14 protein-coding genes are annotated in these 15,201 nt (G+C 69.5%); 5 read left to right on the plus strand and 9 right to left on the minus strand.

From position 1 onward, the window contains the following. Positions 1-38 precede the first annotated feature (38 nt). Positions 39-3,743 carry an NACHT and WD repeat domain-containing protein gene (locus tag ACRYCC_RS17010; RefSeq protein WP_433813142.1) on the plus strand — a complete coding sequence of 1,235 codons (3,705 nt, stop codon included), beginning with the start codon at positions 39-41 and terminating at the stop codon, positions 3,741-3,743. A gap of 128 nt (positions 3,744-3,871) precedes the next feature. Here the strand turns inward: ACRYCC_RS17010 and ACRYCC_RS17015 are convergent, their stop codons facing one another. From ACRYCC_RS17015 to ACRYCC_RS17025, 3 genes are all read right to left on the minus strand, one after another. After that, positions 3,872-4,354, minus strand: coding sequence for a putative immunity protein (locus ACRYCC_RS17015; protein ID WP_433813144.1), 483 nt, complete (start codon positions 4,352-4,354; stop codon positions 3,872-3,874). 284 nt (positions 4,355-4,638) lie between these two features. After that, positions 4,639-4,971 (minus strand): DUF4190 domain-containing protein, encoded by a 333-nt coding sequence (locus tag ACRYCC_RS17020; RefSeq protein WP_433813145.1) that lies wholly within the window; start codon positions 4,969-4,971, stop codon positions 4,639-4,641. 268 nt (positions 4,972-5,239) lie between these two features. Further along, entirely contained in the window at positions 5,240-5,962 is a 723-nt protein-coding gene (locus ACRYCC_RS17025; protein ID WP_433813147.1) for an isocitrate lyase/PEP mutase family protein, read from the minus strand. A 577-nt stretch (positions 5,963-6,539) separates the two neighbouring features. On the opposite strand from ACRYCC_RS17025, the gene fusA reads away from it, so the two are divergent. Beyond that, positions 6,540-8,636 carry an elongation factor G gene (gene fusA / locus ACRYCC_RS17030; RefSeq protein ID WP_433813149.1) on the plus strand — a complete coding sequence of 699 codons (2,097 nt, stop codon included), beginning with the start codon at positions 6,540-6,542 and terminating at the stop codon, positions 8,634-8,636. Positions 8,637-8,781: 145 nt separating this feature from the next. Here the strand turns inward: fusA and ACRYCC_RS17035 are convergent, their stop codons facing one another. The 5 genes from ACRYCC_RS17035 to ACRYCC_RS17055 form a co-directional block, all read right to left on the minus strand. Then, positions 8,782-9,663: an extracellular catalytic domain type 1 short-chain-length polyhydroxyalkanoate depolymerase gene (locus ACRYCC_RS17035; RefSeq protein WP_433813150.1), complete on the minus strand. Its 882-nt coding sequence runs from the start codon at positions 9,661-9,663 to the stop codon at positions 8,782-8,784. 16 nt (positions 9,664-9,679) lie between these two features. After that, positions 9,680-10,060 carry a PPOX class F420-dependent oxidoreductase gene (locus ACRYCC_RS17040; RefSeq protein WP_433813152.1) on the minus strand — a complete coding sequence of 127 codons (381 nt, stop codon included), beginning with the start codon at positions 10,058-10,060 and terminating at the stop codon, positions 9,680-9,682. Between the two features lie 272 nt (positions 10,061-10,332). Continuing rightward, on the minus strand, positions 10,333-10,893 hold the full coding sequence (locus ACRYCC_RS17045) for a GNAT family N-acetyltransferase (protein WP_433813154.1): 561 nt from the start codon (positions 10,891-10,893) through the stop codon (positions 10,333-10,335). 185 nt (positions 10,894-11,078) lie between these two features. Continuing rightward, the gene (locus ACRYCC_RS17050; protein ID WP_433813156.1) at positions 11,079-11,219 is read right to left on the minus strand and encodes a hypothetical protein; all 141 of its coding nucleotides are present in this window, start codon (positions 11,217-11,219) and stop codon (positions 11,079-11,081) included. A gap of 43 nt (positions 11,220-11,262) precedes the next feature. Beyond that, positions 11,263-12,168 carry a methyltransferase domain-containing protein gene (locus ACRYCC_RS17055; RefSeq protein WP_433813157.1) on the minus strand — a complete coding sequence of 302 codons (906 nt, stop codon included), beginning with the start codon at positions 12,166-12,168 and terminating at the stop codon, positions 11,263-11,265. A 599-nt stretch (positions 12,169-12,767) separates the two neighbouring features. Between ACRYCC_RS17055 and ACRYCC_RS17060 the strand changes: the two genes are divergently transcribed. Both ACRYCC_RS17060 and ACRYCC_RS17065 read left to right on the plus strand, forming a co-directional pair. Then, on the plus strand, positions 12,768-13,688 hold the full coding sequence (locus ACRYCC_RS17060) for a DUF4158 domain-containing protein (protein ID WP_433813158.1): 921 nt from the start codon (positions 12,768-12,770) through the stop codon (positions 13,686-13,688). Further along, a complete protein-coding gene (locus ACRYCC_RS17065; RefSeq protein WP_433813160.1) occupies positions 13,670-13,909 on the plus strand; it encodes a Tn3 family transposase in 240 nt (79 codons plus the stop codon). The genes ACRYCC_RS17060 and ACRYCC_RS17065 overlap by 19 nt, the downstream gene beginning before the upstream one ends. A 161-nt stretch (positions 13,910-14,070) precedes the next feature. On the opposite strand, the gene ACRYCC_RS17070 is transcribed toward ACRYCC_RS17065, so the two are convergent. Beyond that, positions 14,071-14,496, minus strand: a complete 426-nt coding sequence (locus ACRYCC_RS17070) for a MarR family winged helix-turn-helix transcriptional regulator (RefSeq protein ID WP_433813903.1) — start codon at positions 14,494-14,496, stop codon at positions 14,071-14,073. 104 nt (positions 14,497-14,600) lie between these two features. Here ACRYCC_RS17070 and ACRYCC_RS17075 point away from each other — a divergent pair, with 104 nt between their 5' ends. Next, on the plus strand, positions 14,601-15,020 hold the full coding sequence (locus ACRYCC_RS17075) for a GlcG/HbpS family heme-binding protein (protein WP_433813161.1): 420 nt from the start codon (positions 14,601-14,603) through the stop codon (positions 15,018-15,020). Positions 15,021-15,201: the final 181 nt, after the last annotated feature.

The raw sequence follows: 15,201 nt of genomic DNA on the forward strand, positions 1-15,201 counted from the left end.
CCTCATATCGGGAGAAGAGCGGTCCTATGCTCGATGTCGTGAGCGGTGAGGGAGATCCCCGCCGGAAGTTCGCCGAGAAACTCCGAGCGCTGCGCGAAGCGGCCGGGGTCTCGATCCGGGACCTCGTCGTGGAGAGTGCCAAGACCTCCCGGCGTCACCCAGGTCAGCAACCCCTGCGCCTTAAGCGCGGCACGGTCGGTGGCATGCTCAGCCTCAGGCATCCTGTACGGCCTGAGCAGGAACACTTCGAAGTCCTCGTCGATACCTGCATCCGGCTGGCACGTGCGGCTGGACGGCCTCTGCCCGAAGGGCTCGGCGATGTCGACGCGTGGAACATCCGCTACGAGGATCTCCTGTTCCAGTTGCGCGACCTGCGAAGTGCGGTTCGGCTCGCCGGCGACGCCGAACGAGCGCTCAGCGCCCGGGACGAGACCGACAGCCCGTACCGGGGGCTCCAGTCCTTCGGTGTGGACGACGCCCGGATCTTCTTCGGACGGGCACCACTCGTCGCGCTCTTGGTCGAGCGTCTCCGGAACGCGGCACACGGCCCGATCTTGGTCACCGGGCCGTCGGGTGCCGGCAAGTCCTCACTGCTCAGGGCAGGACTGATCCCGGTGCTTCGAGACGAAGGCCGTCAGGTCTCCGTACTCACCCCCGGCACCGCACCGCTGGCCGCGCTGGACCGGTGTCCGGCCGAGGCGGCCTTGATCATCGATCAGTTCGAGGAGCTCTTCACCCTGTGCGCGGACGAGGCCGAACGAGGGGCCTTCATCGCCGCGCTCGCCGCGCGCGCCGCCAGTGGACGGATCGTCGTCCTGGGTGTGCGCGCCGATTTCCTCGGTCACTGCATCGGCCACACCGAGCTGGCCTCGGCGCTCGAACGCCCGGTCGTGGTAGGTCCCATGACCCGCGAGCAGCTCCGCGAGGTCATCGAGGGACCCGCCGTACTGGCGGGCTTGTCCCTGGAGGACGGACTCACTGAACTCCTCCTGGAAGACCTCGGCACCGATACCGAGGACGTTCTACCGCTGCTGTCCCACGCGCTGTTCGTGACCTGGCGGAACCGGCGGGACCGGCGGCTCACCATGGCCGCCTATCGTGCCGCCGGGGGCGTGTCCGGCGCGCTCCAGCAGACCGCCGAGACCGCGCTCACTGATCTGGACGAGACCGCAGAGGCCGCAGTACGCCGGATGCTCCTCCACCTGGTTCGCCTCGGCGAGGGTACCGAGGACACCCGCCGGCGTGTCTCTCTCAGCGAGCTGCCCGGTGCCGAGCACGCAGTCCTCGACCGCCTCATCGAGGCCCGACTGCTCTCGCTCGGCAGTGACACCATCCAGCTCACTCACGAGAGCCTGATCCGCAGCTGGCCTCGCCTGCGTGCCTGGATCGACGCCGACCGCGCAGCCCTCCTGCTCCGCCAGCAGGTCGACGACGATGCCGGACGCTGGCAGGACCATCAGCAGGACCCGGCCTTCCTCTACCGGGGCAAGCGCCTGGCCTCGGTGCTGTCCCTGTCGGAGGGGGATCGTGCCGACGACCTGACGCCCGTCGCGGCATCCTTCCTGACTCGGAGCAGTCGTGCCGAGATCCGGCGCCGCCGGCTTCGCCAAGCGCTCTACGCCGCCGCCGCCGTCCTTCTCGCCACAGTTGCGACCGTCAACATCGTCTCGGCCCGCTCCGCCGACCGGGCGCGCGTACTCCTGCTCTCCAGCCGGCTGGCCGCGCAGAGCCGCGAGGCGTCGGTCACCGATCCGGACCTCTCCGCGCGCCTGGCGGCGGCGGCCTGGCGGCTCCGGCCGACCGCCGAGACCCACAGCGCCCTGGTCAACGTCCTTCACGGCCCGAGCAGGGGCGTGCTCCTCACCGACACCGCCGACTACATCGAATCAAGCGCGGTGTTCAGCCCGGACGGCACGGTCCTGGCGCGCTGGAATGGCGGTCTTCAGCTCTGGGACGTCGCGGGTCGCCGAAAGATCGGCGCGCCCTTCGCCTCCGAAGACCAAGACCAAGACGAGGACGGGGCCCAACCCGCCGTTCTGGCCTTCAGCCCGGACGGGCGGACGCTGGCGACGGCCGTCTCTGGGACGGATCCCCAAGTGCGGCTCTGGGATCCGCGGACCCAGCGGGAGATCAGGTCTCCCATTGCCGTGGACTCGACACCGGACACGATGGCCTTCTCCCGCGATGGCCGTCGGCTCGCGGTCGCCACGGACAGCCGAATCCAGATCCTCGGCCTCACCGGCGGGCAGCAGCCCGTGTGGTGGTCTCTTGCCAAGGACACATCGGCCGTGACCTTCTCCTCGATGGACGCGACGCTCGTCTCTGTCTCGGGCAGGACCGTGCGCCGCTGGGACGCCGCGACGGGCAAGCCGCTGAGTTCCTTCGATATCGGGTTACCCGGCGCGGGCATCGCCGCCCTCAGCCAGGATGGCGGGGTCGTGGTCACCGTCGACGTGCGGAAGGCCACCGAGGTACGTGCCTGGGACACCGCGACCCACCGGCAACTCGGCCCCACAATCGTCGGCGGTACGACCAATCGTCATCAGCTGGCGCTCAGCCGGGACGGAACCCAGCTCGCCGCCTGGGTGGAGGACGGTGCAACCCGGCTATGGGACTTGACCAGCCCTGACCAGCCCGGCTCACCCTTGGACGCCACATCCCGACCGGTGGCCTTCAGCCCCGACGGAAGGCTGCTTCTCACCGAATCCCCTGGCCAGACCGTCCGGCTGTGGGACACCACGATCCACCGGAGTCCCACCCGCCCTCTCACCGACCGGGCCCTGCGAACCGCGTTCAGCGAAGACGGCCGTTATATAGCCGCGAGCAGCGACAAGGACCGGACCATTCGGCTTTGGGCCACCGGCACCCGCGAGCTCGCCGGCGTACCGTTCCGCGTCCCGGAGGAAGCCGTCTGGACGCTGGTGCTGAGCGCCGACGGCCGGGTCCTGGCCACCGGGGGCAACGAGCAGATCCAGCTCTGGGACGCCGTCCACGGCACCCGGATGGGTACTGCATTCGGCGGGGACGGCTCCTTCGAGATGTGGCCCCTGCTCTTCAGCCCGGACGGGAAATACCTGATCGTCCAGGGCAACGAACGACCGCAAGCTCACCTGTGGGAGATCGCCCCCAGGCGGCTGATCCGCGACCTTCCGAAGGATGAGTCCCCTGTCGCCGTTACTCCCGACAGCCGCCTCCTGATCACAGAGAACGAGTCCGTGCACGAGTTCCGGTTCTGGTCTCTCCCCGCCCTGACCCGGGCCGGCCCGGCGATCAGCGTCCCCGGTGAGGGCTATGCGTCGGCCTCGTTCACCGCCGACGGCCGGATCCTCGCCGTCGGAGGCGCCGACGGAAGCATCAGCCTCTGGGATCCCGCCACCCGCCGCCAGCTCGGATCCACCCTGCGCAGCAATGCGCTGTCGGTGAATGATCTCGCGTTCAGCGCCGACGGCCGGCTTCTCGCCTCCGCCCACGAAGACGGAACCCTGCGCCTCTGGGACGTGACCACACATCAGGAACTGGGCTCTCCTCTCGCCGGGCACCGCTGGAGCGCGACCACAGTTCGCTTCGTCGACAACGCCACCTTGGTCAGCTGGGGTTGGCGCGGCGGCACCATCCGTTCCTGGGACGTCCGAACCCCTGCCGACCCGATTAACGCGGTCTGTGCCATCGCAGGCGAGCCGCTCGACCGCTCCGAATGGAGCGTCTATCTACCCGGACAGCCCTACCGCCCGTCCTGCCCATGAAGCCGAACAGCCCCGGATCGACCTTCACCAGCGACGCGACATAGGCGACCGCGGTCCGCGGGACCTCCTCCGGATAGGCCGGAAACCTGCCCTTGATCTCGTAGAACCTCAGGCGCCCCGACGCGCGCTCAGCAGTCGAACACCGACCAGCAGATGTCGTTCCGCAACCGCTGGTCGTCAAGTACGAGTTCGCGAATCGCGTCCGGGAGCTGGTCACGCTGCCACTGGCACTCGAGTCGCCCTGCGGCCTCGCCCTCGCCTTCCGGTGCAGCGGCACGTGCGGCCTTGATCGCGTAGGCGGCCGCACCGAGCTCGTGCGCGGCGACGTGAGCGACGGCACCGGCCTGACCGGCAGCGTACGCGGCATGCCGTGCAGCTCCACGCAGATCTCTGGCCGCGCCCATGGCATGGCCGCCCGCCGCGCGAGCCTGCATCATCTTGACCTCGCCCCGCACCCATGCGCGGGCATGCTCGATCGCCTGACGTGGCCGGGGGTCCTCAGGCTGAGCCGACTCGAAGAAGTCAAGGACGTGCTCCGCGCACGATGCCGCCCAGAGAGCGAGGAGATGGTGATCTGAATCAGTGAGAGTCCCCCCGCGGCGGATCGTCACGAAGCGAGGGTCCCGGACCTTCGGGAGGATCATGGTCGGCACTCCTTCAGTTCATACCGCCCGGCCACAGCGGTCCGCGCACGCCCGCCGTCAGCCAGCCCGGCCAGTGTCGCCGCCGAACGCCGCGGCGTCCAACGGCCGACCGCAGGTGCCGGGACCGGAGGTGTCCGCCTGCGATCTGGGCGTGGGCTGCGCCGCCGCCGCCCTCGATGTGATCGTGACCGCGCTGGACGACGCCGAGTTCCGGCCGACCCGCGCCCGAGCTCACCGCTGCGGCGGCGTCCTCACGGCAGGCCGATCGTGCCGGTCGCGAATCCGATGCCGAGGAGCAGAGTCCAGACCGCTGACAGGCTCACTCCCGCGACCGCCAGCCCTCTGCCCTTCTGCGGGCGGTCCCTGACCTGGTAGAGCGCGAGGATCCCCGCCGCGAACCCACCGACCACCACCCCGCACAGCCCGAAGACGAGCGAGACCACCGCCCACACGTTGACGCCGCCTCTGCCCTGGATCTCGTTGTAGGCGTGGTTGCGGTGCGCCGGGAAGGCCGGGAGCGCCGGCCTCTGCTCTGACTGGTCATCATCTGTGCGCTGGTCCGCCACCGTGACATCTCTTCCCACGCCGGGCCCTCCGCGCGGCTCGGCGAAGAAGCGATCGATATGCAGAAGATCAACTAACACGACGGTGTGCCCCCCGCGCAACGCCCCCGGCCCCCTTGTGCCGGCATGTGCCTGCGGTTCGCCGAGCCGGTGCGCTTCGGCAACGGCGAAGTCCACGACACCTTCATCTTCGAGACCCGCCCCTACCTCGAGATCAGGTCGCGCTGGCCTGAGAACCGGCACGCCACCGGAGGTGGCAGCGCCGCGTGTCGATGCCGCTCGCCGGACTTCAGGCGCGCAGCCGCGCCGCGAGCTCGCCGGTCGCCCGCATCGCGTACCGCTGCATCCCCGGACCGAAGGTGATACGCGTCGCGCCCAGCCGTGCCAGCTTGGCCACGGCCTTCTCGTCCGGCTCGGCAGCCATGTTGAGAGGACCCTCGATGCCCTCCCGCAGCACCGGGAGCACCTCGAGCGGCGCCAGGATCGGGTACACGCAGTCGGCGCCGGCGGCCACGTACAGCCGGGCGCGTGCCAGCGCGTCGGCCGGGTCACCCGTCCCGAACAGGAAGGTGTCGACGCGCGCGTTGATGAAGAGAGCGTCACCCGCCTCCGCCCGTACCTCGGCCAGCCAATCCGCGTGCCGCTGAGGGTCCTTGAGCGTGGTGTGCTCCTCGGAGTCCTCCAGATTGCAGCCGACGACGCCCGTCTCCAGGAGCCGCTCGACCAGTTCCCGGGGGGTGAGGCCGTAACCGCCCTCGACGTCAGCGGATACGGGCACGGCGACGGCCCGGACGATCCTCGCCACCGCGGCGAACATCTCGTCGGGCGGGGTCGAGCCGTCCTCGTAACCGAGCGATGCGGCGATCCCGGCGCTCGGGGTGGCGAGTGCGGGGAAGCCGGCGTCGGCGAAGACCCGGGCGCTGGCCGCGTCCCACGGCCCCGGCAGGACGAGCGGGTCGCCGGCGGCGCGGCCCTGGTGCAGTGCGCGGAAGGAGGATGCGGTCTTCATCATGCCCCAACGCTACTCGTACGGTGACCTGGGGATAGGCGTCACGGGTGGTGCCGACGATGATCCGCCCTGCCAGGTGTTGGCGCCGCGGCGCAGCACCAGGGAGGCGGAGGTGGCCGTCGGCCGATGTCGTGTACCACGTGATTCGCGGCAGGGACTCCAAGTGCACAGCTGCCTTCGACGCGGTGCTGGGCGATGCCGGGCTGGAGCAGGCAGAAAATCCGGTTTCTCGCGGACGCCTGCTTCACTACACTCACCACCAGTCGCGCGCTACCACGACATCGCAGCGCGCGCCGTGACAAGTGAGGGGGACCGGCCGTGCGTTACCGCACCTTCGTCGTTGTTCCCCAGTCACGGTACGAGGTGATCCTGGTGTCTTCGGGTGCCCGGTGCCGGCTGCGCGGCCGGCACTGGACGTCCGCGACGAACACCTGACCTCAGTCTGCCCGGCCGGGCCGCCTGACGGGTACGTCCCCGAGGCGGTGTGCCGCATCGGGGGCCCCTGTGCGGCCTGCCGACAGGCTGTTTCGTCCGGAAATCGCGCCGCCCACTTCTGGATCCCCCCGAAAGGCCATGGGCCGTGCGTACCGACCTGCACCGTCATCTCACCAGTCCGCTGACCGGCGTCCGTAACCTGGGCATCCTCGCCCACGTCGATGCCGGCAAGACCACTGTCACCGAACGGATCCTGTATGTCACCGGCGCCACCTACAAGCGGGGCGAGGTGCACAACGGGACGACCGTCACCGACTTCGATCCCCAGGAACGCGATCGTGGGATCACCATCTTCGCCGCCGCGGTGAGCTGCGCCTGGGACGGCCACCGGATGAATCTGATCGACACCCCGGGACACATCGACTTCTCCGATGAGGTGGAGCGCTCGCTCCGGGTACTCGATGGCGCGATCACGGTGTTCGACGCTGTCGCGGGAGTCGAACCGCAGAGCGAGTCGGTGTGGCGGCAGGCCGATCGGCACGGGGTGCCGCGGATCGCCTTCGTCAACAAGCTGGATCGTGCCGGTGCCGACCTCGACGCCGCGGTCGAGTCGATCAGGGAGCGGTTGCATACGGTCCCGCTGGTGGTCCAGCTGCCGATCGGCAAGGAGGACGGGTTCACCGGGGTGGTGGATCTGTTGCGCATGCGGTCGCTGGTCTGGGCCGACGGCCGCGACACGTTCGAGGAGGGCCAGGTGCCGGACGCTCTGCGAGAGGAAGCGCACCGGCGACGCCGGCTGCTCGAGGAGGCGGTGGCGGAACTCCATCCGGGCACGTTGGAGGAGTTCTGTACGGAGTCGACGGTCTCTGCGGGCACACTGGCCGCCGCGCTCCGTGACCTGACCCGTAGCGGTGAGGGCGTGGTGGTGCTGTGCGGATCGGCCTACCGCAACCGCGGAATCGAGCCGCTGCTGGAGGCCGTCGTGGCCTACCTGCCCTCGCCGTTGGACGTGCCGGCGGTACGCGGCACCCTGGACGGCAGGTTGGAGGAGCGGGTCGCCGACCCGGCGGCGCCGTTCGCCGCGCTGGTGTTCAAGGTGAACTCGACCGCCACGGGGCGACTGACCTACCTGCGCGTGTATTCGGGAACGATGCGGAAGGGAGACAGGGTGTTGGACGTGGGCGCGCGGCGTACCGAGCGAATTACCCGGATCCTCCGGGTACAGGCCGACCGGCACACGGAGGTGGACGAGGCCGTGGCCGGGGACATCGTCGCGGTCGTCGGGCTGAAGGCCGTCCGGGCAGGGGCCACCCTGTGCGTACCCGCAGCGCCACTGCTTCTCGAATCACCGAAAGTGGCTGATCCTGTCGTCTCCGTAGCGGTCGAGGCCTGCAGGAGCACGGATGCCGAGCGGTTGGCGTCGGCGTTCGCGCGGCTGGTCGAGGAGGATCCATCGCTGGTGGTTCGGATCGACCCCGAGACCGGTCAGACGGTGCTGTCGGGGATGGGCGAGCTGCATCTGGAGGTCGCGGTGGAGAAGATCCGTCGTGCCCATGAGCTGGAGGTCAGGGTCGGCCGTCCGCAGGTGGCCTACCGGGAGACGGTCGCCCGCGGAGTGTCCGGGCTGGTGTACCGGCACGTCAAGCAGGACGGAGGGCCCGGCCAGTTCGCCCACGTCGTCCTTGATGTGGAGCCGCTGGAGGCCGCCGAAAACAACGGCGGCGACAACGCGGCGGACTTCGGGTTCCGGTCGACCGTCATCGGTGGCCGGGTACCGCAGGAGTACGTCCGCGCGGTGGAGGCCGGTTGCCGGGATGCTCTGGCCGAGGGCCCCCTCGGCGGTCACCCGGTGACCGGGCTGCGGGTCACCCTGACCGACGGAGCCACCCATCCCAAGGACTCCTCGGAGATGGCGTTCCGTACGGCCGGCCGGCTCGCGCTGCGGGAGGCACTGCGTGCCAGCGCGATGGTGTTGCTGGAACCGGTGGTCGAGGTCACGGCCACCGTGCCCGACGACGCCATGGGCGGGGTGCTCGGCGACCTGGCGGCACGGCGTGGCCGAGTCTCGGGCTCGACCGCACGGGCGGGCACGGTGGTGATCACCGCGACCGTGCCGCTGGCCGCGTTGTTCGGTTACGCGACCAGGCTGCGCAGCCGGACCCAGGGCCGGGGGACCTTCACCACCCGGCCCACCGGGTACGCCCCGGCGCCGAGCGCGGTGTCCAACGGGACACCGCTCTGATGGAACCGGCGTTGGCCCCGTCCACACGGGCGGGGCCATCGCCTCCAAGTCGTCGCCGCAGTCAGGCCGCTCCATGGGCGCCGGCCCCATCGAGGCATCGCGGACGCTGCCCCGCCATGGCCGTTGCCCAAGTCGTGCGCCGACCTCAGCAGGCCCGGTTCATGGGATGGCCGAGCAGGAAGTCCGCCATCGACGGGAAGACCGACGGCCAGGCGAAGTCGGGGATGTGCCCCATCCTGAAGCCGGTGGCGAACTTGACGGAGGCGCAGTCCTTCCGGTCCTTGTAACCCTCGATGGTGAAGGCCGGAACCGGGGACGCCGCCGCTCGCAGCGTCACCGACGTGGGCAGGCGCGGTACCGACAGGTTCGCCTGGCCGTCGTCCGCGAGGTCGTTCATCGCCAGCCACTGCGCGAGCTGGATCCGGCCGACGAGGTAGGAGTTCTCCTGGTCGTCGGTGCCCCAGACAAGGTAGGCGGGCACCGCCCTGGCCCGGGAGCTCATCTCGCGGAAGGCGGACTGCCCGGTGACGTCGGCGCAACTGAGCAGTCCGCAGCCGGCGACCAGCCCTGCCGCCGCGTACAGGTCCGGGTAGGCGGCGGCGAGGTTGGCCGTCATTCCCGATCCGGCCGAGTGCCCGGCGATGTAGGTGCGGTCCGGATCGATCGGATGCTCGGCCTGCGCTTCGCGGGTGATCCCGGCGATGAGCGAGGGCTCTCCCGCGTCCCGGTGCCGGTCGCCCTGCCAGTTCCAGCAGCCTCCCGGGGCCGACTCGATCGGCAGGGCGACCGCGAAGCCCCTTGCTTCCCCGATCCGCTGGAGGCCGTAGGCGTCGGGAGCGGCACCGCACCCGTGCAGGAAGACGATCAGAGGCACCCGCGCGGACCCCGGCGGGACATAGAGCAGGTAGTCGCGGCTGCCCGCGGCGTTGGTGAACGTGTGCCGGGTCAGCGCCGGATCAGCGCCGGCCGCCGACACGGGGAAGGCCGTCGCGATCAGGGCGACAACGAACGCCGCGAGGAGTCTCATTTGGTCTCCAAGAGGTTCAGGTGAGGACGATCCTGATGCCTACCGTCCCGGTCTCGCCGCGCCGGAGCCTGCTGCCGAACAGGGTGAGGAAGCCGAGCAGCCCGTACTTGCGCTTCAGCAGGGTCCGGTAGGCGGCGGTCTCGCTCGCGGAGAGGATCTCCGCTACGCCGGCGACGGGTTCGCCGGTCGGCCTGCCGCGCAGGTCGCAGGGCCCGACCAGGACGTCCGCCCGGTTGCGGATCCGCTTGACCTTCCAGGAGTCGGCGACGGTCCAGATGCCGAGCCCGTCGCCGTCCCTGACGACCCAGACGGGGGTGGCGACCGTGCTGCCATCCTTCTTGTACGTGGTGACGAGCAGGTATTTTCCGGCCGCGAGCCGGTCCAGCGTGGACTCCATGCCGGGAGCCTAGAGGGCCGAGCCGAGATCGACGAGGAAGCGGGACAAAACGATCCGGCGGCGGAAGTTCCTTGTGCGCTGCCGGGTGCGAGCGGCTCGCGTGCGACCTGTGCGTGGTTTGTGAGGCATGCGCGGCAGCCCGCCGGCATGAGCTATGGATTCCAGGTCGAGGGCCTGGACAAACGATTCGGAAAGACCACCGCGCTACGCCGGCTGATCGGGCTCACCGGGCAGTACCCCTCGGTCGACGAGGATCTCACGGGGATGTTGCGTTACGACGCCTGCTTGGCCGCCCGCCACTCCGGCGCAAGCACCGACCAGACCTCCATGTCGTGCCGTTTCCCCCGGTACGGGTAGCTCTCCCGCAGTACGCCGTCCTTCGTCATCCCGAGCCGCCGGGCCACGGCGATGCTGGCCTCATTCGCTGCCGAGACCAGCCACTCCACGCGGTGGATGCCCCGCTCCTCGATGGCCCAATCGATGGCCACGCGCGCCGCTCTGGTCACCAGACCCTTGCCCACCGCCGACGGCTCCAGCCAGCAGCCCGCCTCGGCGATGCCCTCCGCGACGTCCATCGTCCGGAAGAGGACTCCGCCGACCAGCTTGCCGTCCGTCCAGATGCCGTCGATCCGCCCGGCGTCGGCCGCAGCCTTCTCCGCGTACGCCTGGAGGAACGCCCGGCTCGACTCCAGGTCCGTGACGACGTCCGGCAGCGCGATGTGCTGCCCGACGAACTCCCGCCCTCGGTCCATGTGGGTCAGGAATTCCTCGGCCCGCCACGGGTCGAGCGGACGCAGCTCCGCCCCGTCGTCGCCCAGGAATATCGCGTACATCTTCTCTCCACGGTCGAAACCAGCGCACACACTGCGAGGGGATCTTCTCACGGGCGTCTGATGAGCCCCTCAAGCCCACAGGTGAGACCCCACTTCGCTGCCGCGCGGGCCGGCAGCGTGAATCACAGGCCTCATGACCGCAGGCGGCGACGCCCGCGGTCGTGAGATCCGCCACGGCGAACTCGTCAGGTCCGGTGCGCCGCTCGGGTGGCTCCCATCACCGCGAGCGTGGCGCCGACGGCGAGTGCGATGGCGAAGGTCGTCATCACGGTCTCCATGCCGGTGTACCGCAGAACGATGTTGAAAAGTATCGAGGGCCCGCCCATCCCAGCGTAGGCGATGACGAACCAGAGTGCCCAGGCAGGCTGCTCAGCCCGGGCGGCGTCCCCATGCCGAGATCAGCGGCGCGAGGGTGAGGTCGAGGTCGCCGGCATCGACGGCGGCCAGGTGCGCGTCGATCTCGACGTCGTTGGCCAGCCCCGCGGCGAGCAACTCGGCGCGGACCATGCGCACCGTCGCGGTCTCCAGCCGGTCGCAGGCCACCCCGCCGACCGGGAAGCAGCCGGCCGCCGTGACATCGACCAGGCCCGCCGCCCGCAACGCCCGCGGCAGCGTACGGCCGTAGCGCAGATCGGCGCCGCGGCGGGTCATCAACTCCCGGACGGCGCGCCGCAGCCGGTTGGCGCGCCGCTGCGCAGGGCCGACCTCATCGAGGCAGGCCAGCGGCTGCAGCTCGGTGTCGGCATCCTCTACCAATAGCCAACCGCCGGGCCGCAGCGCCGCCACCATGCTCGCCAGCGCCCGGGCACGGTCGGGCACGTGAACGAGCACGAGCCGCGCGTGTACCAGGTCAAACGTGCCCGGCTGCGGTGGTGGGTCCCCGACGATGTCGTGCCGGAGCACCTCGTACCCGCCGTGCGGGTCCAACCAGGCCGGATTGATGTCCGTGGCCAGCACGTAACCGGTTGGTCCAACGGCCGCGGCGAGTGCCTCGGGAATGCTGGGGCCTCCGGCACCGACTTCCCAGCAGCGCCGGCCCGCGCTCACTCCGAGCCGGTCGAAGTGCCCACGCGTGACACCGTCGAACAGCTCGGCCAGCCAGGTGAACCGCTCGCCCGCCTCCACCCTGGCGTTGTCGAGCAGGTAACGGTGATCCGGGGAAGACTCGGGGGCGTCCGGCGATGGGGGCCCGGACCGCACGCCAGCAGTATTCACCGGCCCGCCCGCGGTCGTGTCCGGCTCGGGCCCGGGGCCGACGGGCTGCGATGAACTCATGCCCACATCCTCACGACCTACCGCGTGCTGTGTCAGCGCGACACGGGATGAAACCAGACACAGCCTGGCTCCAGCCAACCGGGCCGACCCCTCACCCTCGACCGACGACGACCATCCCCACCGCCCGGACGCGCCCGCCGAGCCCGAGAACTCGCGTTCGAAGCCGTACGGGTTCGCTGACTGGACAGACCACCCCATGCGCCGATTTGTAGAGGCACCACAACACCGGCGAGGAGCTCGGCGCCTTTCACCTCGACCAGATCAGGCTCAGCGACGACGACACGCCCGCTCAATCGAGTTTCGCGGCAGCATAATTAATTTCGAGGTTCGCGTTACTCGAATGGGGAAGGCGGAGGGAGTTCCGCGATAATGACTGTTATACCGGAACCTGGTTCTCGGTCACCGGCTGCGTGTGCTTCATCTCGGACGATGTCCGGGCTTGAGCAACAACCGAACGGAAAACGGCGTTAGCGAGCCGGTTCAGACGGAGTTGCCGCCGTTGGCCGGTCGGATGCGGGTGGGCAGGTCAGTGGGCAGATCTTGTAACGGTTCAGTGACTCTGTGTCACTCGTCTGCTGGTGTGCCCTACGTTGCGGCGTATGCCGGTTGAGTTCCTGACGGATGATGAGGCGGCGGCCTTCGGCCGGTACGTGGGGACTGTGTCGCAGGGTGATCTGGAGCGGGAGTTCTTCCTCGATGACGAGGACCGTGCGTTGGTGGATCGCCGTCGCGGCGACCACACGAAGCTCGGGTTCAGCCTGCAGCTGGTGACTGTCCGCTGGCTCGGGACGTTCCTGGAGGATCCCCTCGATGTGCCGGTGGCGGTGCTGGACTTCGTCGCTGAGCAGCTCGGAGTGGGCGATGCCTCGCAGGTGAAGAGGTATACCGAGCGGGCCAAGACGAAGCTGGATCATCAGTGGGAGATCCGTCAGGTGTATGGGCTGAGGGAGTTCTCGGCGGCCGAGGCGGAGTTGCGGGCGTGGGTGGCGGCCCGCTCGTGGACGACGGGTGATGGCCCGAAGGCGATCTTCACCGACGCGGCGGGGTGGCTGCGGGAGCGGCAGGTGCTGCTTCCGGGCGTGAGCACGCTGGCCCGGCTGGTGGCCCAGGTCCGCGACGACACCACCAGACGGTTGTGGGGTGTGCTGGAGGGGCTGCTGACGGTGGGGCAGCGGTACGTGCTGGATCAGCTCTTGGAGGTGCCGTCGAACTTGCGGGTGTCGGACCTGGAGCGGTGGCGCAAGGGCCCGGTGCCTCGCGGGTCGGGACCGACGATGATCAAGGCGTTGGACCAGGTCGCGGAGGTGGTCGGGCTCGGTACGGCTGAGCTCGGTGTGGAGGCGCTGGTGCCGCCGCGCCGGCTGGCGGGGCTGGCCAAGTACGGGACGAGCGCGGACGCGTCCCAGCTTCGTCGCCACGCTGACGGCCGCTGGCTGGCAGCCACGGCAAGAAGGGCGAGCTGCACCACCGCTATGAGCGGGGCCTGGAGAACCAGCTCGGCGTGCTCGGCCTGGTCCTGAACTGCGTCGTGCTGTGGACCACCGTCTACCTGGACGCCGCCGTCCGACAGCTCAAAGCCCAAGGCTGCCCCGTCCGCGACGAGGACATGGCCCGCTTGTCACCGCTGGTGAACCGGCACCTGGGGGTCCACGGCGCCTACAGCTTCGTCCTGCCCGAGCTGGCGCCCGGCGCCATCCGCGACCTGCGCGACCCCGACGCCGCCGAGGACGACGACCTTTGACACCTGGCAGGCGCCGGGAGCGCATCGGGGCAGGTCAGGTCGCTGGGCTGGCCGGGTTGACCTTCTCCGGGCCCTCGGTGTCCAGGAGTTCCTCGAACGAGCCGTACTGGGCGACCCTCTTACGGATGTTGATCTGCCGATCTCCCGAGTGGAGGCGAAGGCTAGCCGAGGATACGGGTGAGCAGGCCGGTGAGCGTGTCGCGCTCGGTGGCCGATAGGGCGTCCAAGATGTCGTGTTGAACCCTCGTGAGTGTCGTATCCAGGTCTTCGAGCCGTCGTCGCCCGGCGGCGGTCAGGGTGACCAGGTTGCGGCGCCGGTCGGCGGGGTCTGGGGTGCGCGCGACGTGGCCTTGTTCTACCAGCTCATTGAGCATCGTGTTCATGTCACTCTGGTCGATTCCGCATCGTTGGCAGATCTGCACCTGGCTGTCCGGGCCGAACTCGTCCAGCGCGGCGAGGATCGCGAAGTGATAGGCGTGCCCACCGGCAGCGGCCATCGTTTCTTTGATGAGTCGATGTGCCCGAGCGGAAGCCCTGTTGATCAGCCAGCTGGGTTTGCAGCGCAGACGGGCCGGCGCTTCGTTCATCTCCACGCACGAAGCCTAAGCCAATCCCTTGGTCCATCCAACGGACCTGGTGTACTCTTGGTCCGGCCAAGATTGGTCGATCCAAGAGATTGAAGGTAGGAACGATGTCGCTCACCTTTGACGAAGCTCGGGCCGTCAGCGACCGCGTGCGCGAGCACGCTGCCAGAATCGGCGCGACGGTTACGGTCGCAATCGTCGACGGCGGCGGGCACCTGCAGGTTCTCGATCGCATGGACGGCGCGTCTCCGATGTCGGCCCGTATCGCCCCGGCGAAAGCATCCAGCGTTGCGCTGTTTCGTCGCGACGACAGTGACCTGATGGGCCTGCAGCAGGCCTACCCGGCGGTGTTCGCGCAGATAGTTGACGTGGCGGGAACACCCATCGTGGCCGGCAGGGCCGCTCGGCTGATCCGGCGCGGCGATGTCGTCGTCGGTGCGATCGCGATCGCCGGTGGGACGCTCGAACAGGATGACCAGTGCGCCGATGTCGGGGTCGGCTCCCTGTCACCCTCCGCGTCAGCATAGGCCTGTTCACCCGGTCAGGAGCTCCACGTAGCCGCGCCTCTCGTCGGAGCCCTCGACGACAGGAGGTCTCCATGCTCGCCCTGCACCTGCTCCAGTCCGCGCGGTCGCCGTCCGCCCACCAACCCCAGACCAAGCCACGACGATCCACGCGGCCCCCACTGCCAGCCCCGCCGAACGGAAA

Origin of the sequence: Actinomadura scrupuli, assembly GCF_050971785.1 — a bacterium.
Lineage (GTDB): Bacteria > Actinomycetota > Actinomycetes > Streptosporangiales > Streptosporangiaceae > Actinomadura_E > Actinomadura_E scrupuli.

Bases quoted from the DNA above. Each gene is read 5' to 3' on its own strand.
- ACRYCC_RS17075 (WP_433813161.1), top strand. From the start codon at position 14,601: ATGTCGCTCACCTTTGACGAAGCTCGGGCCGTCAGCGACCGCGTGCGC.
- ACRYCC_RS17070 (WP_433813903.1), bottom strand. From the start codon at position 14,496: ATGAACGAAGCGCCGGCCCGTCTGCGCTGCAAACCCAGCTGGCTGATC.
- ACRYCC_RS17055 (WP_433813157.1), bottom strand. From the start codon at position 12,168: ATGAGTTCATCGCAGCCCGTCGGCCCCGGGCCCGAGCCGGACACGACC.
- ACRYCC_RS17060 (WP_433813158.1), top strand. From the start codon at position 12,768: ATGCCGGTTGAGTTCCTGACGGATGATGAGGCGGCGGCCTTCGGCCGG.
- ACRYCC_RS17035 (WP_433813150.1), bottom strand. From the start codon at position 9,663: ATGAGACTCCTCGCGGCGTTCGTTGTCGCCCTGATCGCGACGGCCTTC.
- ACRYCC_RS17040 (WP_433813152.1), bottom strand. From the start codon at position 10,060: ATGGAGTCCACGCTGGACCGGCTCGCGGCCGGAAAATACCTGCTCGTC.
- ACRYCC_RS17045 (WP_433813154.1), bottom strand. From the start codon at position 10,893: ATGTACGCGATATTCCTGGGCGACGACGGGGCGGAGCTGCGTCCGCTC.
- ACRYCC_RS17025 (WP_433813147.1), bottom strand. From the start codon at position 5,962: ATGATGAAGACCGCATCCTCCTTCCGCGCACTGCACCAGGGCCGCGCC.
- ACRYCC_RS17050 (WP_433813156.1), bottom strand. From the start codon at position 11,219: ATGGGCGGGCCCTCGATACTTTTCAACATCGTTCTGCGGTACACCGGC.